Origin of the sequence: Enterobacter sp. 01-M-02-SI-ECC (assembly GCF_047530595.1) — a bacterium.
Classification (GTDB): domain Bacteria; phylum Pseudomonadota; class Gammaproteobacteria; order Enterobacterales; family Enterobacteriaceae; genus Enterobacter; species Enterobacter cloacae_M.
The window spans coordinates 256,722-281,829 of the sequence record NZ_JBLKCZ010000003.1; the positions used below are offsets into that span (position 1 = coordinate 256,722).

Below are 25,108 nucleotides of genomic sequence, written 5' to 3' on the forward strand. Positions count from 1 at the left end.
ATTATTGGTCCTCCGCCGCAGCGGCGGCCGGGTTTTCAGCCGGCAGTTCGGTGTTGTTATCACCCAGCATAATGTGGTCAAGAATCTGGCGCATGATGGTCCCTACTGCTGGCCCGGCACCGCCGTTCTCCAGAATCATCGCCACCGCGACCTGCGGGTTATCATAAGGGGCAAACGCCGTCATCAGCTTATGGTCACGCAGACGTTCAGCAATGCGGTGCGCGTTATAGGTTTCATTGGCCTTAAGACCAAACACCTGCGCAGTACCGGACTTCGCCGCCACTTTGTACGGCGTCCCGGCGAAATACTTGTGTGCGGTACCGTTCGGGCGGTTTGCCACGCCGTACATACCGTCTTTCGCAATTTCCCAGAAGCCTGAATGTATGTCACCCACCGGGGCTTCATGCGGCTGGTTCCACGGCACTTTTTTGCCGTCTTCAACCGTACTCTGCAGCAGATGCGGCACTTTCACCACGCCGTCATTGATGAGGATCATCATGGCTTTGTTCATCTGAAGCGGCGTTGCCGTCCAGTAGCCCTGACCGATACCCACCGGAATGGTGTCGCCCTGATACCACGGTTTTTTAAAGCGCTTCAGCTTCCATTCGCGCGTAGGCATGTTGCCGGAGCGTTCTTCTGCAAGGTCAACTCCGGTATAGTGTCCGTAGCCGAATTTGCTCATCCATTCTGACAGGCGGTCGATCCCCATGTCATACGCCACCTGATAGAAGAAGGTATCCGCAGACTCCTCCAGCGATTTGGTGACGTTCAGATGACCGTGGCCCCATTTTTTCCAGTCACGATAGCGCTTATCTGAGCCAGGTAGCTGCCACCAGCCTGGGTCAAACAGGCTGGTATTACGGTTGATGACGCCGGCACTCAGCGCAGAAACCGCGACGTACGGTTTAACCGTTGATGCCGGCGGGTAAACCCCTTGCGTTGCACGGTTCACCAGCGGCGTGTTCGGATCGTTCAGCAGACCGGAATAGTCTTTACTGGATATGCCGTCAACGAAGAGGTTCGGGTCATAGCTAGGCATGGAGACCATCGCCAGGATGCCGCCGGTACGAGGATCGGTGACCACAACGGCTGCACGACTGCCCGCTAGCAGGGTTTCAATATACTGCTGAAGCTTGAGGTCGAGCGTCAGATAGACGTCATGCCCCGCCTGAGGCGGCACTTCTTTCAGCTGGCGGATCACGCGGCCACGGTTGTTAACCTCAACCTCTTCATAGCCGGTTTGCCCGTGCAGAACGTCTTCGTAGTAACGTTCGATCCCCAGCTTACCGATATCGTGCGTTGCGGCGTAGTTGGCCAGCTTGCCGTCTTTATCAAGGCGGTCGACGTCTTTGTCGTTAATCTTGGAAACGTAGCCAATTACATGCGTCAGCGCGGAGCCGTAGGGATAGTAGCGACGCTTATATCCCTTCACTTCCACGCCGGGGAAACGGTACTGATTCACCGCAAAGCGGGCCACCTGGACTTCCGTAAGATTGGTTTTAACCGGAATCGAGGTGAAGCGGTGAGAGCGGGCGCGCTCTTTTTTGAAGGCCGCGATATCGTCATCGTTAAGGTCGACAACGCTTTTCAGCGCTTCCAGCGTATCCTGAACATTATCGACTTTTTCCGGCATCATCTCGATTTGATAGATGGTGCGGTTCAACGCCAGCGGTGTGCCGTTACGATCGTAAATAATGCCGCGGCTGGGTGCGATAGGCACCAGCTTAATACGGTTTTCGTTTGAACGCGTCTGGTAGTCGGTAAAGCGGACAATTTGCAGATTATAAAGGTTGGCGATCAGCACGCCGGTAAGCAGCAAAATCCCGGTAAAGGCGACCAGCGCCCGGCGCACAAACAGCGCGGACTCAGCCGTATAGTCGCGAAAAGAATTCTGTAGTTTCATCCGCTGCTTAATCTACCCTGGTCAGTCATTACTCGCGGTGATAGGGGTGGTTGGTAGTAATGCTCCACGCGCGATACAGGCTTTCAGCCACCAGTACCCGAACGAGCGGGTGGGGAAGCGTCAGCGCGGAGAGGGACCAACTTTGTTCAGCCGCCGCTTTGCAGGCAGGGGATAACCCTTCTGGCCCGCCAATCAACAGACTGACGTCACGGCCATCCTGCTTCCAGCGCTCCAGTTCTTGCGCCAGCTGCGGCGTATCCCAGGGTTTACCTGGAATATCGAGGGTGACGATGCGGTTCTTGCCTGCGGCAGCCAGCATCAGTTCGCCCTCTTTATCGAGAATACGTTTGATATCAGCGTTCTTGCCGCGCTTACCGGCGGGAATTTCCACCAGCTCGAACGGCATGTCTTTTGGAAAACGACGCAGATATTCAGTAAAACCGGTTTGTACCCAGTCCGGCATTTTGGTGCCGACGGCGACCAGCTGCAACTTCACGCATTAACCCCAGAGTTTTTCCAGCTCATACAGGCGACGGCTCTCGTCCTGCATGACGTGGACAATCACATCGCCGAGGTCGACTACTACCCAGTCAGCCGTCGCTTCACCTTCAACGCCCAGCGGCAACAGCCCTGCTGCACGCGATTCCTGAACCACGTGATCGGCAATTGAAACAACATGACGCGTCGATGTACCGGTGCAGATGATCATGCAGTCGGTAATACTGGATTTACCCTTAACGTCGATAGCGATGATGTCCTGACCTTTCAGGTCATCAATTTTGTCAATAACAAAATCCTGGAGTGCTTTACCCTGCAAGTTTTCCCCCTGGGGTGAATGAGATTGTAAAACTTTGAATTCGTAGCCAGACAGTATACCTGAACTCACGCCTGCGTCGGGACAAATGTCTTCGGTCGGGCTTCAGAAGGCCAGTATCATCCCACCCTCCGCCTGAGATTGCATCGCCATTTTTGTAAAACAATTTCTGTAAAGCAATTATCGGCGGGAAAGTCTGGCAGCGGAGAATAACAGTATGGCTTACCCTGTCAAGGCAGGATAAACAATAAGCCCCTTTTTATGCCCTCCGGCTATTCATCTGCGCTTTTCTGATACAAACCGTGCGCATGGATATAGGCTAACACCGGTGCGGGGAGCAGATCGTCACAGGCTAAACCCTGCTGTAAACGCTCACGAATGAGGGTCGCAGAGATATCGAACCACGGCGTTTCCGCAAGATAGATCTTCCCGGCAGGCTGATTGTGAAGATCTTCAACATTATCGGTGAGATGGTCTTCCAGCCACTGCTGGTACTGCGCTTCGCGCATGGTCAGCGGATAGCCGGGGCGGCGGCAGACGAGCAGGTGGCTGTTCTCCAGGATGGTTTCATACTGATGCCACGTAGGGAAATTCAGCAGAGAATCCTGGCCGATGATAAAGGCAAGCGGCTGGTCTGGTCCTTGTTCGGCGCGCCACTCCTGAAGCGTCTGAGACGTCCAGGAGGGCGTGTCGCGACGCAGCTCACGCTCGTCAAGTCGGAAGAGCGGTTTATCTGCGATGGCAAGGGCAAGCATCTCTTTTCGCTGCTCGCTAGTCGCCTCGGGCTGTGGACGATGGGGCGGGACATTGTTGGGCATGATGGTGACGCGCTGAAGTCCGATCAGATTCGCCAGAATTTCAACCGGCTTCAGATGCCCGTAATGTACCGGGTCGAAGGTGCCGCCATATAAGGCCTGTAAAGAATGCATGCTATCCATCAATAAAAACGTCTGCCAGCGCCTTGTGGCAGAGCAGCAGGGAAAGGCTTTCCAGCTCCGCCCAGAGCGACTGGCCGTAATCTTGTTTTAACGTGAGCTCAGCGCGCATCAGAAGCTGCACAGCCTGACGAAGCTGTTCATGACTCAGGCGGTTGACGGCCTCGGTGGTCAAAGCCCGGCGATTTTGCCACACGCGGTGTTTATCAAACAGCGAACGCAGCGGCGTATGGGCAGACTGACGCTTGAGCGTAATCAGCAGCAGCAATTCGCGCTGCAGCGTACGCAGCAAAATAACCGGTTCGCTCCCTTCGAGACGCAGCTGTTGCAGAATATGCAGGGCGCGTTTGCTTTTCGCCGACAGCAGCGCGTCCACCCAGTGGAACGGCGTGAAGTGCGCCGCGTCGTTAACGGCCTGCTCGACGCGCGGCAAGGTCAGCTTGCCATCCGGCCAGAGCAGGGAGAGTCTGTCCAGCGCCTGCGCCAGGGCCAGCAGGTTACCTTCATAGCAGTAGCAGAGCAGTTGGTTCGCCGCATCATCCAGCTGAAGGTTGTTCTGCTTCGCTCTCGCTGCCACCCATTTGGGCAGATGCGCCTGTTCAGGCGTCTGACAGGTCACCTGCACCGCGTGGGCAGCGAGTTGGGTGAACCACGCCGCATTTTCCTGCGCTTTGGTGAGCTTGTTGCCGCGCACAATCAGCAGCAGATCGCTGTGAAGCAGGCTGACCAGCGTGGCCAGCTGTTCATTGATGGCCGCGTTAGGGCCGTTTTCCGGCAGCAGGATCTGAATAGTCTGGCGCGACGCAAAAAGGCTCATCGCCTGACAGAGTGAGAAGAGGGCATTCCAGTCGGTGTTGTTATCCAGCTGGACGGTGTGGTGCTCATCGAAGCCCTGAGAGGCGGCCTCATGCCGCACGGCATCCAGGCTTTCCTGAAGTAATAAGGGATCGTTTCCAAGAAGCAGATACGCCGCGCGCAGCCCTTCTTTGAGCTGCGCGCGGAGTTGTTCAGGATACAGCCTGATCATCATTTGCCCAGAGAGTTAGCAGCAGGAAGCGTGCCGGCAACGGGTTTTTCAACAATGTCAGAGCCTTGTCTGGTAGACGCTGCAATACCTGGCAGTTTACGGATCAGCTGTTCCGCCGCCTTGTCGTACATTTCGTTGATGATAATCTGCTGTTCGGCATCTTTTGCCAGCGCCGTCTGCGGGTTATCGAAGAACGAACGGTACACTTTCGTGCTGATCGGATAGATGTCTTTACCCGGGATCAGGACCGCTGCGTTGACCGTCATAACCATCTGGTATTCTGCGGTACGACCATCCTGGAAGATAGATGCCGTATCTTTGCCGAGAGTCATCCCCAGAACACGCAGAGATGGAATGTCCTGGCGCAGCGTTTGTTTCTCAACAAGCTCAACGCCGTTCAGACGCAGCTGATTACGAATTGCCCGGCTGAGTGGACCATTCGGATCGGATGAGTCGAAAATCATCGTTTTCATCTCAGCAGGCACCGCCGTGGTATTGCGCAGGTGCCAGCCACAGCCGGCGGTGACAAGCACCGCCAGTGATAAGAGTATTGTTGCCAGTTGTCGCACGTTTCCTCCCGCGCTTAGCCAACGACCAGATTGAGCAGTTTACCCGGTACGTAGATCACTTTACGTACAGTAACGCCCTCAAGATATTTTGCGACCAGAGGTTCCTGGCCCGCGCGCTCGCGAACCTGTTCTTCGGTTGCATCGACCGCCACGGTAATTTTACCGCGGACTTTGCCGTTTACCTGGACCACAACCAGCGTCGTGTTTTCTACCATCGCTGATTCGTCAGCCTGCGGCCACGGCGCGTTGTCGATATCGCCTTCGCCTTTCAGCTCCTGCCACAGGGTGAAGCTGACGTGCGGAGTGAACGGGTTCAGCATGCGAACAACAGCAAGCAGCGCTTCACGCATTAAGGCACGATCCTGCTCGCCGTCCTGCGGAGCCTTCGCCAGCTTGTTCATCAGTTCCATAATAGCCGCAATTGCGGTATTGAAGGTCTGACGACGACCAATATCATCGGTCACTTTCGCAATCGTTTTATGAACATCGCGACGCAGCGCCTGCTGATCTTCAGTCAGTGCGGCGGCGTTCAGCGCCGGGGCATCGCCCAGTGCAGTGTGTTCGTAAACCAGTTTCCAGACGCGTTTCAGGAAGCGGTTCGCCCCTTCCACGCCGGACTCCTGCCATTCCAGGGTCATGTCCGCCGGAGAGGCAAACATCATGAACAGACGCACGGTATCCGCACCGTAACGCTCAACCATCACCTGTGGATCGATACCGTTGTTTTTCGACTTGGACATCTTGCTCATGCCGGTGTAGACCAGTTCATGACCTTCGGCGTCTTTCGCCTTAACAATACGGCCCTTCTCGTCACGCTCGACGATCGCATCAACCGGTGAAACCCAGTTACGCTCGCCGTTGGCACCAACATAATAGAACGCATCTGCCAGCACCATGCCCTGACACAGCAGCTGTTTTGCTGGTTCGTCAGAGTTCACCATGCCTGCATCGCGCATCAGTTTGTGGAAGAAGCGGAAGTAGAGCAGGTGCATGATGGCGTGTTCGATGCCGCCGATATAGATATCAACCGGCAGCCAGTAGTTTGCCGCATCGGAATCGAGCATACCGTCCTGATACTGCGGGCAGGTGTAGCGCGCATAGTACCAGGATGACTCCATAAAGGTGTCAAAGGTGTCGGTTTCACGCAGCGCAGGCTGTCCGTTAACGGTGGTTTTTGCCCACTCAGGATCGGCTTTAATCGGGCTGGTGATACCGTCCATGACCACGTCTTCCGGCAGGATCACCGGGAGCTGATCTTCTGGCGTTGGCATCACGGTGCCATCTTCCAGCGTCACCATCGGGATTGGCGCACCCCAGTAACGCTGACGGGACACGCCCCAGTCGCGCAGACGGAAGTTAACTTTACGTTCGCCCACGCCCAGAGAGGCCAGCTTATCGGCGATGGCGTTGAAGCCCTCTTCGAAGCTCAGACCGCTAAATTCACCGGAGTTGAACAGGGTGCCTTTTTCAGTCAGGGCGTGTTCAGACAGGTCTGGTTCTGAACCGTCAGCCGCCAGGATGACAGGCTTGATGGTCAGGCCATATTTGGTGGCAAATTCGTAGTCGCGCTGGTCGTGACCCGGAACAGCCATCACGGCGCCAGTGCCGTACTCCATCAGAACGAAGTTGGCGGCCCAGACAGGGATTGCTTCGCCTGTCAGTGGGTGAATGGCTTTAAAGCCGGTATCAACCCCTTTTTTCTCCATCGTCGCCATGTCGGCTTCGGCCACTTTGGTGTTGCGGCACTCATCGATGAATGACGCCAGCTCCGGATTGTTTTCCGCCGCTTTCTGCGCCAGCGGATGACCTGCGGCTACGGCCAGGTAGGTCGCGCCCATGAAGGTGTCCGGACGGGTGGTGTAGACAGTCAGAGTCTGGTCGTAGTTCTCAACGTTGAAGGTAATCTCCACGCCTTCAGAACGGCCGATCCAGTTGCGCTGCATGGTCTTAACGGTATCTGGCCAGTGATCCAGGTTATCCAGATCGTTCAGCAGCTCATCAGCGTAAGCGGTGATTTTGATAAACCACTGTGGGATCTCTTTACGCTCAACTTTGGTGTCACAGCGCCAGCAGCAGCCGTCGATAACCTGTTCGTTCGCGAGAACGGTCTGGTCATTTGGACACCAGTTAACGGCAGAGGTCTTCTTATACACCAGGCCTTTTTTGTACAGCTCGGTGAAGAACTTCTGCTCCCAACGATAGTATTCCGGGGTACAGGTTGCCAGCTCGCGGCTCCAGTCATAGCCAAAGCCCAGCATTTTGAGCTGGTTTTTCATGTACGCGATGTTGTCGTACGTCCACGGCGCCGGAGCGGTGTTGTTTTTGACCGCCGCGCCTTCCGCAGGCAGACCGAACGCATCCCAGCCGATAGGCTGCAGAACGTTTTTACCCAGCATGCGCTGGTAGCGTGCAATCACATCGCCGATGGTGTAGTTACGCACATGGCCCATGTGTAGTCGACCAGAAGGATAGGGAAGCATCGACAGGCAGTAATACTTCTCTTTGCTCTCGTCTTCGGTTACTTCAAAGGTGCGCTTCTCGTCCCAGTGTTGCTGGACTTTTGATTCTATCTCTTCCGGGCGGTATTGCTCTTGCATGGCAGCCAGTGGTCCTGTTTTCAATACAGCTACAAATGTAGCCAATGGATGTGGTAATTCAGATCCGCATAGCATAGCCCAAACGCCCGCGTCAAAACAGCCTTTCGCACAAATGCGCTTTGCAGGAATTTACCGGGTCTGTGCTTCACCTGACAAAGCGGCGATGAAATAAGGTCTATTATTAGAAATAGTTACTTACCCGGGAGGCAAAATGATGAACAAGGTTGCTCAATTTTACCGCGAACTGGTGGCGACACTGACGGAACGGCTGCGTAACGGCGAGCGAGATATCGATGCGCTGGTGGAGCAGGCGCGTGCCCGCGTGACGAAAACGGGTGAGTTAACGCGAACCGAAGTGGAAGAGGTGACGCGCGCCGTGCGTCGCGATCTGGAAGAGTTCGCGCGCAGCTACCAGGAGAGTCAGGAGGAGGTCACGGACAGCGTTTTTATGCGGGTGATTAAAGAGAGCCTGTGGCAAGAGCTGGCCGACATCACGGATAAAACGCAGCTGGAGTGGCGCGAGGTCTTTCAGGATTTGAACCATCACGGTGTTTATCACAGTGGAGAGGTGGTCGGCTTGGGAAATCTGGTGTGCGAGAATTGCCACCATCATATTGCGGTCTATACGCCGGACGTGCTGCCGCTGTGTCCGAAATGCGGCCACGATCAGTTCCAGCGTCGGCCGTTTGAGCCCTAAGTAAAGCGCAGGTTTGCGCCCTCTCCCTGTGGGAGAGGGCCGGGGTGAGGGCATCAGGCCGCACTACGCACTATAGTAAGCCAGCCTCTCCGCCAGCAAATCCACAAACGCCTCCCGGTCAATATCCACCATCACCGTAGTATTCGGCTTATTTCCCGTCAGCGAGTAGTAGTCCACCACCGTCATGCCCTGGGTGTATTTCCCCTGCGTTTCGACGCCAACCCATCTGTGAACAGTAGTAAACATCTCCGGTTTTAACAGCCAGGCAATGGTGCACGGATCGTGCAGCGGCGCGCCGTGGAAGCCCCACTTCTCGGCTTTGTGATACTCCATAAAGAAGTCGAGCAGCTCAGCCACGGTTGTCGCGACCGGATTACCCACGGCACGGAAGCGCTCAATGTCGTCTGCCATAATCTGTGCGCGATGGGTCACGTCCAGCCCTGCCATCACAATCGGTAAGCCAGACTGGAAGACGATTTCCGCCGCTTCCGGGTCGACAAAGATGTTGAACTCCGCCGCAGGCGTCCAGTTCCCCAGCCCCATTGCCCCGCCCATAATCACAATACGGGCAATTTTATTATGCAGCTCAGGATGGCTGTTCAGCAGCAGCGCAACGTTGGTTTGCGGTCCGGTTGCCACCAGCGTTACCGGTTCTGCACTCTCACGCAGCACCTTCGCCATCAGCTCCACGGCGGTACAGTTTTGCGGCGTGAAGCCCGGCTCCGGCAGTGCCGGACCATCCAGCCCGCTTTCACCATGAACGTTGTCGGCAATAATCAGCTCGCGCATCAGCGGCTTCACGGCCCCGCCGGCGACAGGAATATCGGTGCGTTTGAGCAGCGTGAGCATGCGCAGCACGTTGCGCAGGGTTTTGTCTGGCGTCTGGTTTCCGGCGGACGAGGTGACGGCTTTTACCTCGAGTTCAGGGGAGGCAAGAGCGAGGACGAGCGCGATCGCGTCGTCATGACCCGGATCGCAATCGAGAATAATAGGCTGTGCCATAGCGTTCTCCATACGTAGCGTTATTTTGTGACAAGGTTAACGCTGCAATGTGACGCCGACGAGAGGGACTGAGTGAAAGCGTGAAGCAGTGCGCAATCCGCAGATTGCGCACCGGGAAGGTTAGTGCAGGATTTTCGCAAGGAAATCTTTCGCACGCTCGGATTTCGGGTTAGCGAAGAACTCTTCTTTCGGTGAGTCTTCGACAATTTTCCCTTCGTCCATAAAGATCACGCGGTTGGCCACTTTACGGGCGAAGCCCATTTCGTGGGTCACCACCATCATGGTCATCCCTTCGTGAGCCAGCTCGACCATTACGTCCAGCACTTCGTTGATCATCTCTGGATCGAGCGCCGACGTTGGCTCATCAAACAGCATTGCCACCGGATCCATACACAGCGCGCGGGCGATCGCCACACGCTGCTGTTGGCCGCCAGAAAGCTGTGCCGGGAACTTATCGGCATGCGCCGAAAGCCCAACGCGTTCCAGCAGCTTCAGACCTTTCTCGCGCGACGCTTTTTTATCACGCTTAAGCACTTTTACCTGCGCCAGCGTCAGGTTCTCAATAATGGAGAGGTGAGGGAACAGCTCAAAATGCTGGAACACCATGCCAACGTGAGAGCGAAGCTGAGCGAGGTTGGTTTTCTTGTCGTTGACCTTGGTGCCGTTGACGACGATCTCACCCTGCTGCACCGGCTCCAGTCCGTTGACGGTTTTGATCAGCGTCGATTTACCGGAGCCGGACGGCCCGCACACCACCACCACGTCGCCTTTTTTGACTTCGGTGGAGCAGTCGGTCAGCACCTGAAAGTGCCCATACCATTTAGAAACATTTTTCAGGGAAATCATTATACCGTCCTTTTCTTCAGCCAGCTGACCAACAGCGACGCGCTTAAACTAATCACAAAATAGACCGCACCCGCGAAGAGCACCATTTCGACCTGCGTACCATCACGTTCACCGATGGTTGACGCGGTACGGAAGAAGTCTGCCAGACTCAGAACGTAGACCAGCGAGGTATCCTGGAACAGCACGATGCCCTGGGTCAGCAGGAGCGGAACCATGGCGCGAAACGCCTGCGGCAGAATAATGAGCTGCATGGACTGCCAGTGCGTCATCCCCAGTGCCAGCGCGGCGCTGGATTGCCCGCGGGAGATACTCTGAATGCCAGCTCGGATAATCTCCGAGTAGTAAGCGGCCTCGAACATTGAGAACGCCACCATGGCGGAGATCAGACGGATATCGGTTTTCGGCGAAAGCCCCAGCACGTTCTGCAGGAAACCGGGCACAATCAGGTAAAACCACAGCAGCACCATCACCAGCGGGATGGAACGGAACACGTTAACGTAGGCGGTCGCAAACCAGGCGAGCGGCTTAAAGCTCGACAGGCGCATGACGGCCAGCAGGGTACCCCAGACGATACCAATGATGATGGCGATAACGGTGATTTTTAAGGTAATCACCAGTCCATCAAGCAGGTAAGGCATGGATGGAACGATAGAACTCCAGTCAAATTCGTACATTATTTGCCCCCCAGATTACCCGGTAGGCGGATTTTGCGTTCAACCAGGTTCATCACCAGCATGATGAAAGCGTTAATCAGAACATACGCGAGCGTAATCGCGGTGAAGGATTCCCACGCGTGAGCGGAGTAATCCAGCAGCTTGCCCGCCTGCGCAGCCATGTCGACCAGGCCGATAGTCGAGGCGATGGCCGAGTTTTTCACCAGGTTCATCATCTCGGAGGTCATCGGCGGAACGATAACGCGGTAGGCGTTAGGCAGCAGCACGTAGCGGTAGGTTTGGGGCAGCGTCAGGCCCATTGCCAGGCCCGCGTTTTTTTGTCCACGCGGCAATGACTGAATGGCGGCACGCACCTGCTCGCAAACGCGCGCAGCGGTAAACAGCCCCAGACACATCATGGAGGAGACAAAGAACTGCACGTTCGGATCCAGCTCTGACTTGAACCACATGCCAATATTTTCCGGCAGCAGTTCCGGGATGACCAGATACCAGGTAAAGAATTGCACGATCAGCGGAACGTTACGGAACAGTTCCACATACAGGGTGCCAAGCGTTGAAAGAAAACGGTTAGGGACGGTGCGCAGAATACCGAACAAAGAACCGACAAGAAACGCGATAATCCACGCCGTTATCGATAGTGCCACGGTGACCTGAAAGCCGCTCCACAGCCAGCCAAGATAGGTGGTGTTGCCGAACGGGGCTTGTTGCAGGAATATGCCCCAGTTCCAGTCTATTGACATAATAAACTCCAGAAAAAAAAGGGTAGCAGCGCTACCCTCGAAGATTGGTGAGAAGCTCATTTTTCGCGCTCAGTGGGGAACGACCACTCAACGTATAGTCTGTCCATGCTTCCCGACAATCGAGAGGGCAGGAGATCCCGCCCCTGTAGTTCTAATTAGTTAAGAGCCTTGTCATTTGGTGATTTGAACAGCGCTTTCATGTCGTCAGACAGTTCAAAATTCATGTTCAGGTTTTTTGGTGGAATCGGGTTCTTGAACCACTTGTCGAACCATTTCTCCGCTTCGCCGGAGGTCTGCACCTGAGCGATGGTGTCATCGATCAGCTTTTTGAACTGCGGATCGTCTTTACGCAGCATACAGCCGTAGGCTTCTTTGGACTGCGCGGTACCGACGATATCCCAGTTGTCTGGTTTTTTCGCTTTCGCACGCTCGCCCGCCAGCAGAGCATCATCCATCATAAACGCGACGGCACGACCGCTTTCCAGGGTACGGAAGGAGTCGCCATGGTCTTTCGCGCTGATGATGCGCATATCCATTTTCTTCTCGTCGTTCAGCTTGTGCAGCAGCACTTCTGACGTGGTGCCGGAGGTCACAACAACCGCTTTACCTTTCAGGTCAGCGAAGTCTTTGATCTCGCCGCCTTTCTTCGTCAGCAGACGGGTGCCCACGACAAAGATAGTGTCAGAGAATGCTGCCTGTTTCTGACGCTCGAGGTTGTTGGTGGTGGAGCCACACTCGAAGTCAAAGGTGCCGTTTTGCAGCAGTGGAATACGGTTCTGTGAAGTGATTGGGATCAGCTTCACCTGCAGGTCAGGTTTGTTCAGCTTTTTCTTCACAGCTTCAACGATGGCGTTGGAGTAATCCTGTGAATAGCCCACGACTTTTTGCGTGTTGTCGTAGTAAGAGAACGGGACAGAAGATTCACGGTGGCCGACCACGATAACGCCGTTTTTGGCAATCTTGTCGAGAGTGCTGCCTGCTGCCGGAGCATCTTCAGCGTGAACCACGCCTGCAGACATTCCCATAACCAGCATTGCTGTGGCCAGTTTACGTAATTGCATACCCAACTCCTTTTTTATCAGCGCCAGCGACGCATTGATACCCATTGTGATGTTGTTATATCTCGCGCAGTGCGAGTGCAGTGTTATGCAAGCTTGTTAACATTTAGTCTGGCTTAATGTAAAGATTTTGCTGCGTTATTGTTTATTTTTGCGAAGCGCGCCGCACCATTCAGAGGCAAATATCTCCCGTTGCACCGTTTCGGTGCTGCCGATGATCTACGCTGGTGCGACAAAGTTGCACGTTAAGCCAAACTGCGTTTACCTGAATAAACAAAGCAATAGGCGTGCCAGAATGGGAGTCTGGAGAAAATTGTCGGGTGGCGGCTACGCCACCCGGCAACAGAAGGAAAGGTTATTTACGACGCTGACGCAGGCTCATCAGCACCGCGCCAAAGCCGAACAGCGCGGTCAGTACCCACAGCGGCCAGTTGCCGGTGCGCGCATATGGCGTCAGCCCCGTGGTTGGCGTGACTTTAGTGGTCAGCACCTCGCGTGTAAACTGCGGGATCATCGCCTGAATCTCGCCCTGCGGACCAATCACAGCGGTGATGCCGTTGTTGGTGCTGCGCAGTAGCGGACGCGCCAGCTCCAGAGAGCGCATACGTGCCATCTGGAAGTGCTGCCACGGCCCGATTGACTTACCAAACCAGGCATCATTGGAGATGGTCAGCAGATAGTCGGTATCCGGGCGGAAGTTATCGCGTACCTGCTCGCCGAGAATGATTTCGTAGCAGATGGCCGCCGTCAGGGCCAGGCCGTGCGCGTGCAGCTGAGGCTGTACGTACGGGCCGCGGCTGAAAGAGGACATCGGCAGGTCAAAGAACGGGGCCAGCGGGCGCAGAATCGACTCCAGCGGGACAAATTCACCAAATGGCACCAGGTGATTTTTGTTGTACCGGTCTGTGGAGTGGTAGCTGTACTCGCTACCTTTCCCGAGCGTAATGATGCTGTTGTAGGTGTCGTAGCTGTTCTGCTGATTCAGACGCGCATCGACAATCCCGGTGATCAGGGTGCTGCCGCGCGCCAGCAGCAGGTCGTTCATCATGTTGAGGAACGGCTGCTGGTTGAGCTCCAGATCGGGAATGGCAGACTCCGGCCAGATAATCAGCTGTGATTTTCCCATCACCTCTTCGGTGGCGTTGGCGTAGATCTTCAGCGTATTCAGCAGCTCTTTCTCGTCCCACTTCATGGACTGCGGGATGTTCCCCTGCACCATGGAAACCTGCAGGGTGCGCTCTGGCTCGGGCGTGAACCACTGGATATAGCACAGCGGGAAGGGCAGGGCAAACAGCACCAGCGCCACAGCCAGCGGCTTCCAGCAGCGTGTGACCAGCGCTAATACCAGCAGGCCGCTCACCACCATCAGCAGGAAGTTAATGGCCTCAACGCCCATGACCGGCGCCAGCCCCTTCAGCGGGCCGTCAATCTGGCTGTAGCCGAACTGTAGCCACGGGAAGCCCGTCAGCACCCAGCCGCGCAGGAACTCGGTTATCTGCCAGACCACCGGCGCGGCAATGGCGACGCGCAGCCAGGTGGTTTTGGGCCACAGGCGAGAAAGGATGCCGGCGAACAGACCGGTATAGAGCGAGAGATATGCGGCGAGCAATACCACCAGGAAGACGTTTACCGGGCCAGGCATACCGCCAAACTGGGCGATGCTGACATAAACCCAGTTGATGCCTGAGCCAAACAGCCCCAGTCCCCAGAAGTAACCGATGGCCGCAGCCTGTACCGGACGACGATTCAGGGTCAGGCCCTGAAGCCCCATCAGGGAGAGAATGGCCGCAGGCCAGATATCGTAAGGAGAAAAAGCCAGCGTACCGCTGGCTCCGAGTAACAGCGCCAGCAGCAAACGGACGCGCTGGCGTTCAAGCAGTGGGGCAAATGCCATTTACATTAATCTTCCAGTTTTGGCACCGGTGAGTCGTCCGGCGTTCTGACGTGAACCTGTATAATACGTCGGCTGTCGGCCATTGCCACTTTGAACTGGTAACCGTCGATGTCAACGGTCTCACCGCGCGCCGGGAGGTGGCCAAAGGCCTGCATCACCAGCCCGCCAATGGTATCGACCTCTTCATCGCTGAAGTGGGTACCGAAGGCGTCGTTGAAGTCCTCGATGGAGGCCAGCGCGCGCACGGTCCAGGTGTGGCGGCTAAGCTGACGGAAGTCGATATCTTCTTCTTCGTCGTACTCGTCTTCGATTTCGCCCACGATCAGCTCAAGAATATCCTCGATCGTGACCAGACCGGAAACGCCACCAAACTCATCAATAACAATCGCCATGTGGTAACGCTGAGAGCGAAATTCTTTCAGCATCCGATCCACACGTTTACTTTCCGGCACAACCACGGCCTGGCGTAACACTTTTTCCATGCTGAAGGCTTCGGCATCGCTGCGCATAAACGGCAGCAGATCTTTCGCCATCAAAATCCCTTCGATGTGATCTTTGTCTTCGCTGATGACCGGGAAACGCGAGTGGGCGGATTCGATGATCACATCGAGGCACTCGTCCAGAGTCTGGTTACGTTTCAAGGTGATCATCTGCGAGCGGGGGATCATGATATCGCGAACGCGCTGGTCGGCGATGTCCATGACCCCTTCGAGCATTTCGCGCGTATCTTCGTCGATAAGGTCGTTCTGCCCGGAATCACGAATCAGCTCCAGCAGTTCATCACGGTTTTTAGGTTCGCCGTGGAAAAGCTGGTTCAGAATGAGGGAGAAAAATCCCTTTTTACTGGTTGTCGTGTCGCTACTGTGTGAATTGTCGTCGCTCATGGCGTTTGTTAAGGGTTCTCTTGTTGGTTCAACGTTTACCGCCACGCGATATCCTTTCGTGGCGGCATGTGAGTCCGTCAGGTGACGGACTATTCTTTCTCGGCAATGTACGGATCCTCATAGCCCAGAGCAAGCATTATCTCTGTCTCGAGGGACTCCATCTCTTCCGCTTCGTCATCTTCAATGTGATCGTAGCCGAGCAGATGCAGGCTGCCGTGTACCACCATATGCGCCCAGTGGGCCTCAAGCGGCTTTTGCTGCTCTTTCGCTTCCTGTTCAACCACCTGACGGCAGATGATCAGATCGCCCAATAGCGGCATCTCAATGCCCGGCGGCGCTTCGAACGGGAAAGAGAGCACGTTGGTCGGCTTATCTTTCCCGCGATAGGTCAGGTTAAGCTCATGGCTTTCTGCTTCATCCACCAGGCGAATCGTCACTTCTGATTCTTCCTGAAACTGGGGGATTACCGCATCCAGCCATTTCTGAAACTGTGCCTCATCTGGCATGCCGGAATTGTCTTCACAGGCCAGCTGTAAATCGAGGATCACCTGACTCATTTCTGTTCTTGCTCCTGCGCTTCGCGCTTACGTTCTGCGGCCAGTTCGGCCTTACGCTTCTGATCCGCCTCTTCCCAGGCTTCATAGGCGTTAACGATACGCGCGACCACCGGGTGGCGTACCACGTCTTCACTGTGGAAGAAGTTAAAGCTGATTTCGTCGACCTCGGCCAGCACCTCAATCGCGTGGCGCAGTCCTGATTTGGTGCTGCGCGGCAGGTCGATCTGGGTGACGTCTCCGGTAATGACCGCTTTCGAGTTAAAGCCGATACGCGTCAGGAACATCTTCATCTGTTCGATGGTGGTGTTCTGGCTCTCATCGAGAATGATGAACGCATCGTTCAGCGTGCGACCGCGCATGTAGGCGAGCGGGGCAACTTCGATAACGTTACGCTCAATGAGCTTCTCAACCTTCTCAAAGCCGAGCATCTCGAATAGCGCATCGTATAAAGGACGCAGATACGGGTCGACCTTTTGACTCAGATCGCCTGGCAGGAAGCCCAGCTTTTCGCCCGCTTCGACGGCAGGGCGGGTCAGCAGGATGCGACGTATCTCCTGGCGTTCCAGCGCATCTACCGCAGCGGCAACGGCCAGATAGGTTTTACCCGTACCCGCCGGACCCACGCCGAAGGTGATGTCGTGGTCGAGGATATTGGCGATGTACTGCGCCTGGTTTGGCGTACGCGGCTTAATGACGCCACGTTTGGTCTTGATATTGATTGCCTTACCGTAGTCCGGCACGCTTTCCGCGCTTTGCTCAAGCACGCGCGCCTCTTTAATGGCGAGGTGGATCTGTTCCGGCTCTATATCCTGCGTTTCGCCGCGCATTGGGGCGGTATCAACATACAGGCTACGCAGAATGTCCGCAGCGGCGTTGACGCAGATAGGGCGTCCGGTAAGTTTGAAATGATTATCGCGACGATTGATTTCGATACCCAGACGTCGCTCCAGTTGTTTGATGTTGTCATCAAACGGCCCGCACAGGCTCAGCAGGCGAGCGTTGTCTGCTGGCTCAAGGCTAATTTCACGCGTATCTATATTCAAACTGTTCCTCTTTAATTGTTTAACTGACCCATTGCGATAGGGCGTAATAAAACGGTCATTACCGAAATTATTCACGCCGCAGAATAAAGGCGCAAGCGTTGCGGAAGATATTGGGGACGATGAGAGGAAATACAAGGCCTGCCGGAAAGGCAGGCCAGGAGGATTAAGGCTGGTAAATCCCCACGCCAGAATCGTTTTCTTTACGGGTACGAGAGATCACGGATTCCGGTGACTCGGCAATACGCAGGCCCATTTCGTCCTCGGTGCGTACCAGCTTCGCGCGCAGCGAGTTGGTCAGCACTTCAACAATCTCGACGTCCACGAATTTACCGATCATATCCGGGGTGCCCTCAAAGTTCACCACGCGGTTGTTTTCGGTACGACCGGAGAGTTCCATAATGCTCTTGCGGGAGGTGCCTTCCACCAGAATGCGCTGAACGGTGCCGAGCATACGGCGGCTCCACGCGTTGGCCTGCTGGTTAATACGCTCCTGCAGAATATACAGACGCTGCTTTTTCTCTTCTTCCGGCACATCGTCAACCATATCGGCCGCAGGTGTTCCAGGACGCGCAGAGAAGATGAAGCTGTAGCTGACGTCAAAATTCACTTCACCGATGAGCTTCATGGTGCGCTCGAAGTCATCAGCGGTTTCGCCAGGGAAGCCGACGATAAAGTCGGAGCTGATCTGGATATCCGGACGCGCTTCACGCAGCTTGCGAATGGTGGACTTGTACTCCAGCACCGTATGCGGGCGGCCCATCAGGTTCAGCACGCGGTCAGAGCCACACTGAATCGGCAGGTGCAGGAAGCTCACCAGCTCTGGCGTATCGCGATACACGTCAATGATGTCGTCGGTAAACTCCATCGGGTGGCTGGTGGTAAAGCGAATGCGGTCTATACCGTCAATCGCGGCCACCAGACGCAGCAGCTCGGCAAAGCTGCCGGTGGTGCCGTCGTAGTTTTCCCCGCGCCAGGCGTTTACGTTCTGGCCCAGCAGATTCACTTCGCGAACGCCCTGTGCGGCAAGCTGCGCAATTTCAAACAGAATATCGTCTGCCGGACGGCTGACTTCTTCACCGCGGGTGTAAGGCACCACGCAGTAAGTGCAGTATTTGTTGCAGCCTTCCATGATGGAGACGAAGGCGGTCGGGCCATCGGCGCGCGGCTCCGGCAGACGGTCAAACTTTTCGATTTCCGGGAAGCTGACGTCAACGACCGGGCTGCGGCTGCCGCGAACCTGATTGATCATCTCCGGCAGGCGGTGCAGGGTCTGAGGACCAAAGACAATATCCACATACGGGGCTCTCTGGCGGATCAGCTTACCTTCCTGCGACGCGACGCAGCCACCCACGCCGATGATCAGGTCCGGATTTTTTCGCTTGAGAAGCTTCCAGCGGCCTAACACGTGAAAGACTTTTTCCTGCGCTTTTTCACGAATCGAACAGGTGTTCAGCAGCAGCACGTCCGCTTCTTTCACATTTTCTGTCAGCTGGTATCCGTGGGTTGAATCCAGCAGATCGGCCATCTTGGATGAATCGTATTCGTTCATCTGACAGCCCCAGGTTTTTATATGGAGTTTTTTAGTCATCGACTTGCTCAGCTCAGGATTGCAAGCCGCGTATTGTAATGCTTTGGTGGGGTTGTGACCAGTATGAAGGTTATGTGTCTCAGGACCGCAAAAATCCGGTAAACTTAAGGGATTCTCCAATAAGGAAAATTGACCATGACACTCCTACACACCGAAGTTGCCGTTGTCGGCGGCGGTATGGTCGGCGGCGCGCTGGCGCTGGGGCTGGCGCAGCAGGGATTTGAGGTAACGGTAATCGAACAGGCTGCTCCGCCCGCCTTCGATCCCGCCAGCAAACCGGACGTGCGCATTTCCGCGATCAGCGCGGCGTCCGTCGATCTGCTGCGCGGGCTGGGCGTCTGGGAGGCGGTGCTGGCGATGCGCGCCCATCCTTACAGCCGTCTTGAAACCTGGGAGTGGGAAAATGCCCACGTCGCGTTTGATGCCGCTGAGCTGAAGCTGCCGCGCCTGGGTTATATGGTGGAAAACAACGTGCTCCAGCAGGCGCTCTGGCAGGCGCTGGAGGCGCACCCGAAGGTGACGCTGCGCGTTCCGGCGTCGATTAAGGCTCTGCATCCTCACGAGAGCGGGTATTTGCTGACGCTCGACAGCGGCGATGAACTGGCCGTGAAGCTCGTCGTCGGAGCGGACGGCGCTAACTCGCAGGTCAGACAGATGGCGGGAATTGGCGTTCATGCCTGGCAGTATGAGCAGTCCTGCATGCTGATTACCGCCGAGTGCGAGAATGCGCCGGGAGAAAGCACGTGGCAGCACTTTACCCCGAATGGCCCGCATGCGTTTTTACCGCTGTTTGATAACTGGGCATCCCTGGTCTGGTACGACAAACCGGCACGCATTCGCCAGCTGCAGGGGCTTTCAATGGAACAATTGCAGCGGGAAATTCGCCTGCATTTTCCGAGCCGTCTGGGCAACGTTACGCCGGTGGCTGCCGGGGCGTTTCCCCTCACGCGGCGCCATGCTTTGCAGTATGCCCGTGAAGGGCTGGCGCTGGTGGGCGATGCAGCGCACACCATTCATCCGCTGGCCGGGCAGGGCGTGAACCTGGGGTACCGTGATGTCGATGCGTTACTGGATGTGCTGAGCAGCGCCCGCGGGCACGCGGAAAACTGGGCCAGCCATCAGATTCTGAAGCGTTACCAGACGCGACGCATGGCGGATAACTTTATTATGCAGTCGGGGATGGATCTGTTCTATGCCGGGTTCAGCAATGACTTAGCCCCGGTGCGCATTCTGCGTAATATTGGATTGATGGCAGCGGAGCGTGCAGGTGGTTTGAAGCGTCAGGCGCTGAAATACGCCTTAGGACTTTAGTTTTCATTCCCTCTCCCCGTGGGAGAGGGGCAGGGTGAGGGCATCAGGCTGCACAATACTAACAACAAAAACAAAAAAGCCCGCAGAGCGGGCTTTTTTGTTACTTAAGTGGCTGGGGTGCAGGGATTCGAACCCCGGAATGCTGGTATCAGAAACCAGAGCCTTACCGCTTGGCGACACCCCAATTGCGTTAAACAAACTGCTTAGCGACTTTTTAAATTGGCTGGGGTACGAGGATTCGAACCTCGGAATGCCGGAATCAGAATCCGGTGCCTTACCGCTTGGCGATACCCCAACAATTTGTCTTGATTACCGAAAAATCGATAATCTTAATTTGGTGGCTACGACGGGATTCGAACCTGTGACCCCATCATTATGAGTGATGTGCTCTAACCAACTGAGCTACGTAGCCAGTACTGCAATCTTCGATGGCTGGGGTACCTGGATTCGAACCAAGGAATGCCGGTATCAAAAACCGGTGCCTTACCGCTTGGCGATACCCCAATACCGCGGAGAACCGCAAAATCGAAGAAATATGGCTGGGGTACCTGGATTCGAACCAGGGAATGCCGGTATCAAAAACCGGTGCCTTACCGCTTGGCGATACCCCATCCGTGCAACGCTTACCCGGGAATGGTGCGGGAGGCGAGACTTGAACTCGCACACCTTGCGGCGCCAGAACCTAAATCTGGTGCGTCTACCAATTTCGCCACTCCCGCAAAAAAGATGGTGGCTACGACGGGATTCGAACCTGTGACCCCATCATTATGAGTGATGTGCTCTAACCAACTGAGCTACGTAGCCATCTTTTTTCGCGTTACCTTATCGGCGTTGCGGGGCGCATTATGCGTATAGACCCTTGCAGCGTCAACACCTTTTTCAACGAAAATAGCCGGAATGTGACTGTTTGGTTAGGTTGCGAACAGCGTGACCGAATATTCGGCAATTATTGGTTATTAATCAGATTTAGGCGGTGAAATGTGAGGCAAAAAAATCAGGCCCCTGAGGGGCCCGATTGCGATCTGAGTGATTATTTGTAGGCTGACTGATGAACGCCTACCGCGCGTCCTGACGGATCGTTCATGGATTTGAAAGATTCATCCCATTCAATCGCTTTGGCAGAAGAGCAGGCGACGGACGGGCCACCCGGTACGCACTCCGCGGCGCTCGGTACCGGGAACAGCTCTTCAAAAATTTCACGATACAGATAGGCCTCTTTCGAGCCCGGCGTGTTGTACGGGAAGCGGAAGCTCGCGGTTTCCAGCTGTTGGTCAGAAACCTGTTTCGCCGCGACCTCTTTCAGGGTGTCGATCCAGCTATAGCCTACGCCATCAGAGAACTGCTCTTTCTGACGCCATGCCACGCTCGCCGGCAGGTAGGATTCAAAACATTCACGCAGGATATGTTTTTCCATTTTGCCGTTGCCGCACATCTTGTCCTGCGGGTTGATGCGCATCGCCACGTCGAGGAATTTCTTATCGAGGAACGGCACGCGCGCTTCCACGCCCCAGGCCGACATCGCTTTGTTGGCACGCGCACAGTCGAACATGTGCAGCGCCTGCAGCTTGCGCACGGTCTCTTCGTGCAGCTCTTTGGCGTTTGGCGCCTTGTGGAAGTACAGGTAGCCGCCAAACACTTCGTCAGACCCTTCACCGGAGAGCACCATCTTGATGCCCATCGCTTTGATCTTACGCGACATCAGGTACATCGGCGTTGAGGCGCGGATGGTGGTCACGTCATAGGTTTCAATGTGATAGATCACATCGCGGATCGCATCCAGACCTTCCTGCACGGTGAAGTGAATCTCATGGTGCACGGTGCCGAGGTGGTTCGCCACTTCCTGCGCGGCTTTCAGGTCGGGTGCCCCTTCCAGGCCAACGGCAAAAGAGTGCAGCTGTGGCCACCAGGCTTCTGAGCGCTCCTGATCTTCCACGCGACGGGCCGCGAATTTCTTGGTGATCGCGGAGATCACGGAGGAGTCCAGACCGCCGGAGAGCAGCACGCCGTACGGCACGTCGGACATCAGGTGGCTTTTCACGGAATCTTCCAGGGCCTGACGCAGCTCGGCTTTGTCCGTGACGTTGTCTTTCACCGCATCATAGTCGAACCAGTCGCGCTGGTAATAGGAGCGGATTTCGCCGTCTTTGCTCCACAGATAGCTGCCCGCCGGGAACTCTTTAATGGTGCGGCAGACCGGCACCAGGGCTTTCATTTCAGAGGCGACGTAGAAGTTGCCGTGCTCATCGTGGCCCATGTACAGCGGGATAATGCCGATATGGTCACGGCCAATGAGGTAAGCGTCTTTTTCGCTGTCGTACAGGGCGAAGGCAAACATGCCCTGCAGGTCGTCCAGGAACTCGGGCCCTTTCTCCTGATACAGCGCCAGGATCACTTCACAGTCAGAACCGGTCTGGAACGCGTAGCGGTCGCCGTATTCGGCGCGCAGCACCTGGTGGTTGTAGATTTCACCGTTGACAGCCAGCGCGTGCGTTTTTTTCTCGTTATACAGCGGCTGTGCACCGGCGTTGACGTCAACAATAGACAGACGTTCGTGAGCCAGAATCGCTTTGTCACTGGCGTAAACGCCTGACCAGTCCGGACCGCGGTGGCGCATCAGGCGGGACAGTTCGAGTGCCTTTTTACGCAGTTCGCCCGCGTCAGTTTTAATATCCAGTACGCCAAAAATTGAACACATAACCTTCTCCGTTAACCCTGTTGCTTTGTAATGTTGCTTGCTTATGAAAATGCCGCAAAGGAGCAGGGCGCGCAAGCGTTTTACGGGTGAAAACGGAAATAGTGCAATAGTGATTGCGGAATAGTGAAAAAAGAGTACGTCATGGATTCTTTTATTGATGATTGTGCAATAAAACGTGTTTTTTGTTAGATGGTGTTCTGTTTGTGTAGGCTATAAATGAAAAACCACGCCCTGTGGCGTGGTGCGGTATCAGATGATGTCGATTTCATCGACGGAGGGGTAAATCCAGCTTGGCCGGAACGGCATCGAATCAATGTCATCAAGTTGAGAGACGCCGGAGAGGACCAGAATCGTCTCCAGACCCGCCTGAAATCCGGCCAGAATATCGGTGCGCAGGTTGTCGCCGACAATAACGGTTTCTTCAGAGTGGGCCTGCATCTTGTTGAGCGCGGCACGAATGATCCACGGGCTCGGTTTACCGACCACAAACGGCTGACGACCTGAGATTTTTTCGATACCGGCGCACAGCGCGCCGCAGGCCGGATAAAAACCACGGCCGTGCGTATCCGGGTTGGTAGCGATAAAGCGCGCGCCGCTGGCGACAAAGTATGCTGCCTTATGCATCATCTCCCAGTTAAAGGAGCGCGTTTCGCCGACAATCACAAAGTCCGGGTTCACGTCAGTGATGGTAAAGCCAGCTTTGTACAGCTCGTGTATCAGTGCACCTTCACCCACCACGTAGGCTTTTTTCCCTTCCTGACGCTTAAGAAAGTCCGCCGTGGCCATTGCCGAGGTATAAAACACGCTGTCCGGAACGTCGACGCCCGCCGTGGCAAAGCGGTTAGCCAGATCCTGACCGGTTTGGGAAGGGTAGTTCGTGAGCAGAACCAGAGGCATTCCTTTGTCGATGATGCGGTGTAGAAACTCCGCAGCACCCGGCACGGCAACGTTGTCGTGCATCAGCACGCCGTCGATATCACAAATTACATTCTTAATGGTCATGGACAGTCCGACATCAAAAAAAGAAGGCGTTACTATAAGGTCCGATCAACTTTCCAGCAAATGCTGCAGCAGAATTCCGTTGAGCATGGCGCGTTTGACCAGCGCGAACGCGCCGATCGCCGAGCGATGGTCAAGCTTTGAACGAACCACCGGGAGGTTCTGGCGGAATGCTTTCAGCGCCTGGGTGTTAATACAGCCTTCAATGGCGGGGAGCAGCACCTTTTCCGCCTCCACAATTTCACCGGCGATCACCACTTTTTGTGGGTTAAACAGGTTAATGGCGATGGCGATGGTTTTCCCCAGATGACGGCCTACCTGCTCGATCACTTCGCAGGCCAGCGCGTCACCCTTATTGGCGGCTTTGCAGATGGTGCCAATTTTGCAATCGTCCAGCGTGACGCGGCTTTGGTAACCCTGTTCAAGGAGATGGCGAACGCGCTGCTCAATGGCAGTGTTGGCGGCAATCGTTTCAAGACAGCCGAAGTTGCCGCAGTGGCAGCGCTCCCCGAGGGGCTCAACCTGAATGTGGCCAATCTCGCCGACGTTACCGTTGCGGCCAATAAAAATACGGCCGTTAGAGATAATACCGGCGCCCGTTCCGCGGTGAACGCGCACCAGAATAGAGTCTTCGCAGTCCTGGCTCGCACCAAAGTAGTGCTCTGCCAGCGCCAGCGAGCGAATGTCGTGGCCCACAAAGCAGGTCACTTTAAAACGCTTTTCCAGCGCGTCGACCAGCCCCCAGTTTTCAACCTGAATGTGCGGCATATAGCGGATAACTCCGCTTTCGGGGTCGACCAGGCCGGGCAGAATCACGGAGATGGCGATGAGTTCGCGGATCTTGCGCTGACAGCTTTCAATAAACTGCGCGATGGTATTCAGCAGCGCATGCTCCAGCGTCTCCTGGGTACGCTCCGGAAGAGGGTAGTGCTCTTCCGCAATGGCTTTACTGCTCAGATCGTAAAGCGTAAGCGTGGTGTCATGACGGCCCAGACGGACGCCAATGGCCTGAAAATTGCGGGTTTCGGTGATAATGGAGATGGCGCGGCGGCCCCCGGTGGAGGCCTGCTGATCGACTTCTTTGATCAGACCGCGCTCAATGAGCTGGCGGGTAATTTTTGTCACGCTGGCGGGAGCAAGCTGGCTTTGTTCGGCTATCTGAATTCGCGAGATTGGTCCGTGCTGGTCAATCAGGCGGTATACCGCCGCACTGTTAAGTTGTTTAACGAGATCGACATTACCGATTTGAGCTTGTCCGCCAGGTGTCATACTTTT

General features: G+C 55.4%; 22 protein-coding genes and 7 tRNA genes. 2 read left to right on the forward strand and 27 right to left on the reverse strand.

All coding sequences use genetic code 11. The features are described 5' to 3' along the window. Position 1 precedes the first annotated feature (1 nt). The 7 genes from mrdA to leuS all read right to left on the reverse strand — a co-directional run bounded on the left by mrdA (position 2) and on the right by leuS (position 7,845). On the reverse strand, positions 2–1,903 hold the full coding sequence (gene mrdA / locus ACMWLG_RS06875; protein ID WP_008501038.1) for a peptidoglycan DD-transpeptidase MrdA: 1,902 nt from the start codon (positions 1,901–1,903) through the stop codon (positions 2–4). Positions 1,904–1,931: 28 nt separating this feature from the next. Next, complete coding sequence (gene rlmH / locus ACMWLG_RS06880; protein WP_023310748.1) at positions 1,932–2,399, reverse strand: 23S rRNA (pseudouridine(1915)-N(3))-methyltransferase RlmH; 468 nt, start codon at positions 2,397–2,399, stop codon at positions 1,932–1,934. Between the two features lie 3 nt (positions 2,400–2,402). Then, on the reverse strand, positions 2,403–2,720 hold the full coding sequence (gene rsfS, locus ACMWLG_RS06885; protein WP_023334893.1) for a ribosome silencing factor: 318 nt from the start codon (positions 2,718–2,720) through the stop codon (positions 2,403–2,405). A gap of 269 nt (positions 2,721–2,989) precedes the next feature. Continuing rightward, positions 2,990–3,655 (reverse strand): nicotinate-nucleotide adenylyltransferase, encoded by a 666-nt coding sequence (gene nadD / locus ACMWLG_RS06890; protein WP_045402141.1) that lies wholly within the window; start codon positions 3,653–3,655, stop codon positions 2,990–2,992. Then, on the reverse strand, positions 3,648–4,679 hold the full coding sequence (holA, locus tag ACMWLG_RS06895; RefSeq protein WP_045402150.1) for a DNA polymerase III subunit delta: 1,032 nt from the start codon (positions 4,677–4,679) through the stop codon (positions 3,648–3,650). Before holA ends, nadD begins: the two co-directional genes overlap by 8 nt. After that, positions 4,679–5,248: an LPS assembly lipoprotein LptE gene (lptE, locus tag ACMWLG_RS06900; protein ID WP_045356587.1), complete on the reverse strand. Its 570-nt coding sequence runs from the start codon at positions 5,246–5,248 to the stop codon at positions 4,679–4,681. Before lptE ends, holA begins: the two co-directional genes overlap by 1 nt. Positions 5,249–5,262: 14 nt before the next feature. Then, a complete protein-coding gene (gene leuS / locus ACMWLG_RS06905; protein ID WP_045402152.1) occupies positions 5,263–7,845 on the reverse strand; it encodes a leucine--tRNA ligase in 2,583 nt (860 codons plus the stop codon). A gap of 214 nt (positions 7,846–8,059) precedes the next feature. Here leuS and ACMWLG_RS06910 point away from each other — a divergent pair, with 214 nt between their 5' ends. Further along, positions 8,060–8,542 carry a zinc ribbon-containing protein gene (locus tag ACMWLG_RS06910; protein ID WP_045402228.1) on the forward strand — a complete coding sequence of 161 codons (483 nt, stop codon included), beginning with the start codon at positions 8,060–8,062 and terminating at the stop codon, positions 8,540–8,542. Between the two features lie 63 nt (positions 8,543–8,605). Here the strand turns inward: ACMWLG_RS06910 and rihA are convergent, their stop codons facing one another. From rihA to miaB, 10 genes are all read right to left on the reverse strand, one after another. Next, the gene (rihA, locus tag ACMWLG_RS06915) at positions 8,606–9,544 is read right to left on the reverse strand and encodes a pyrimidine-specific ribonucleoside hydrolase RihA (protein ID WP_045402155.1); all 939 of its coding nucleotides are present in this window, start codon (positions 9,542–9,544) and stop codon (positions 8,606–8,608) included. Between the two features lie 120 nt (positions 9,545–9,664). Further along, on the reverse strand, positions 9,665–10,390 hold the full coding sequence (locus ACMWLG_RS06920) for an amino acid ABC transporter ATP-binding protein (protein WP_014883001.1): 726 nt from the start codon (positions 10,388–10,390) through the stop codon (positions 9,665–9,667). After that, positions 10,390–11,064, reverse strand: a complete 675-nt coding sequence (gltK, locus tag ACMWLG_RS06925; RefSeq protein WP_014883002.1) for a glutamate/aspartate ABC transporter permease GltK — start codon at positions 11,062–11,064, stop codon at positions 10,390–10,392. Before gltK ends, ACMWLG_RS06920 begins: the two co-directional genes overlap by 1 nt. Next, on the reverse strand, positions 11,064–11,804 hold the full coding sequence (locus tag ACMWLG_RS06930) for an amino acid ABC transporter permease (RefSeq protein WP_023310756.1): 741 nt from the start codon (positions 11,802–11,804) through the stop codon (positions 11,064–11,066). The genes gltK and ACMWLG_RS06930 overlap by 1 nt, the downstream gene beginning before the upstream one ends. A 155-nt stretch (positions 11,805–11,959) precedes the next feature. Further along, the gene (locus ACMWLG_RS06935) at positions 11,960–12,865 is read right to left on the reverse strand and encodes an amino acid ABC transporter substrate-binding protein (RefSeq protein ID WP_008501049.1); all 906 of its coding nucleotides are present in this window, start codon (positions 12,863–12,865) and stop codon (positions 11,960–11,962) included. Positions 12,866–13,217: 352 nt separating this feature from the next. Then, positions 13,218–14,756, reverse strand: a complete 1,539-nt coding sequence (lnt, locus tag ACMWLG_RS06940; RefSeq protein WP_045402159.1) for an apolipoprotein N-acyltransferase — start codon at positions 14,754–14,756, stop codon at positions 13,218–13,220. A gap of 5 nt (positions 14,757–14,761) precedes the next feature. Then, positions 14,762–15,640 carry a CNNM family magnesium/cobalt transport protein CorC gene (gene corC, locus ACMWLG_RS06945; protein WP_021242574.1) on the reverse strand — a complete coding sequence of 293 codons (879 nt, stop codon included), beginning with the start codon at positions 15,638–15,640 and terminating at the stop codon, positions 14,762–14,764. 89 nt (positions 15,641–15,729) lie between these two features. Further along, positions 15,730–16,197, reverse strand: a complete 468-nt coding sequence (ybeY, locus tag ACMWLG_RS06950) for an rRNA maturation RNase YbeY (protein WP_008501052.1) — start codon at positions 16,195–16,197, stop codon at positions 15,730–15,732. Next, positions 16,194–17,240 (reverse strand): PhoH family protein, encoded by a 1,047-nt coding sequence (locus tag ACMWLG_RS06955; RefSeq protein WP_023310759.1) that lies wholly within the window; start codon positions 17,238–17,240, stop codon positions 16,194–16,196. Before ACMWLG_RS06955 ends, ybeY begins: the two co-directional genes overlap by 4 nt. A 163-nt stretch (positions 17,241–17,403) precedes the next feature. Then, positions 17,404–18,828: a tRNA (N6-isopentenyl adenosine(37)-C2)-methylthiotransferase MiaB gene (gene miaB / locus ACMWLG_RS06960; protein WP_023310760.1), complete on the reverse strand. Its 1,425-nt coding sequence runs from the start codon at positions 18,826–18,828 to the stop codon at positions 17,404–17,406. Between the two features lie 135 nt (positions 18,829–18,963). Between miaB and ubiF the strand changes: the two genes are divergently transcribed. After that, on the forward strand, positions 18,964–20,139 hold the full coding sequence (gene ubiF, locus ACMWLG_RS06965) for a 3-demethoxyubiquinol 3-hydroxylase (protein WP_045402162.1): 1,176 nt from the start codon (positions 18,964–18,966) through the stop codon (positions 20,137–20,139). Between the two features lie 109 nt (positions 20,140–20,248). Here the strand turns inward: ubiF and ACMWLG_RS06970 are convergent. The 10 genes from ACMWLG_RS06970 to nagC form a co-directional block, all read right to left on the reverse strand. After that, positions 20,249–20,323, reverse strand: a tRNA-Gln gene (locus ACMWLG_RS06970). A 36-nt stretch (positions 20,324–20,359) separates the two neighbouring features. After that, positions 20,360–20,434, reverse strand: a tRNA-Gln gene (locus ACMWLG_RS06975). 40 nt (positions 20,435–20,474) lie between these two features. Then, positions 20,475–20,551: transfer RNA gene (locus ACMWLG_RS06980), tRNA-Met, on the reverse strand. 17 nt (positions 20,552–20,568) lie between these two features. Continuing rightward, positions 20,569–20,643 (reverse strand) — tRNA-Gln (locus tag ACMWLG_RS06985). A gap of 32 nt (positions 20,644–20,675) precedes the next feature. Beyond that, a tRNA-Gln gene (locus ACMWLG_RS06990) sits at positions 20,676–20,750 on the reverse strand. A gap of 23 nt (positions 20,751–20,773) precedes the next feature. Next, a tRNA-Leu gene (locus tag ACMWLG_RS06995) sits at positions 20,774–20,858 on the reverse strand. Between the two features lie 8 nt (positions 20,859–20,866). After that, positions 20,867–20,943, reverse strand: a tRNA-Met gene (locus ACMWLG_RS07000). Positions 20,944–21,169: 226 nt separating this feature from the next. After that, on the reverse strand, positions 21,170–22,834 hold the full coding sequence (gene asnB / locus ACMWLG_RS07005) for an asparagine synthase B (RefSeq protein WP_045402165.1): 1,665 nt from the start codon (positions 22,832–22,834) through the stop codon (positions 21,170–21,172). Positions 22,835–23,083: 249 nt separating this feature from the next. Then, positions 23,084–23,836: a ribonucleotide monophosphatase NagD gene (gene nagD, locus ACMWLG_RS07010; RefSeq protein WP_023310763.1), complete on the reverse strand. Its 753-nt coding sequence runs from the start codon at positions 23,834–23,836 to the stop codon at positions 23,084–23,086. A 45-nt stretch (positions 23,837–23,881) separates the two neighbouring features. Beyond that, entirely contained in the window at positions 23,882–25,102 is a 1,221-nt protein-coding gene (gene nagC / locus ACMWLG_RS07015; protein ID WP_021242995.1) for a DNA-binding transcriptional regulator NagC, read from the reverse strand. Positions 25,103–25,108: the final 6 nt, after the last annotated feature.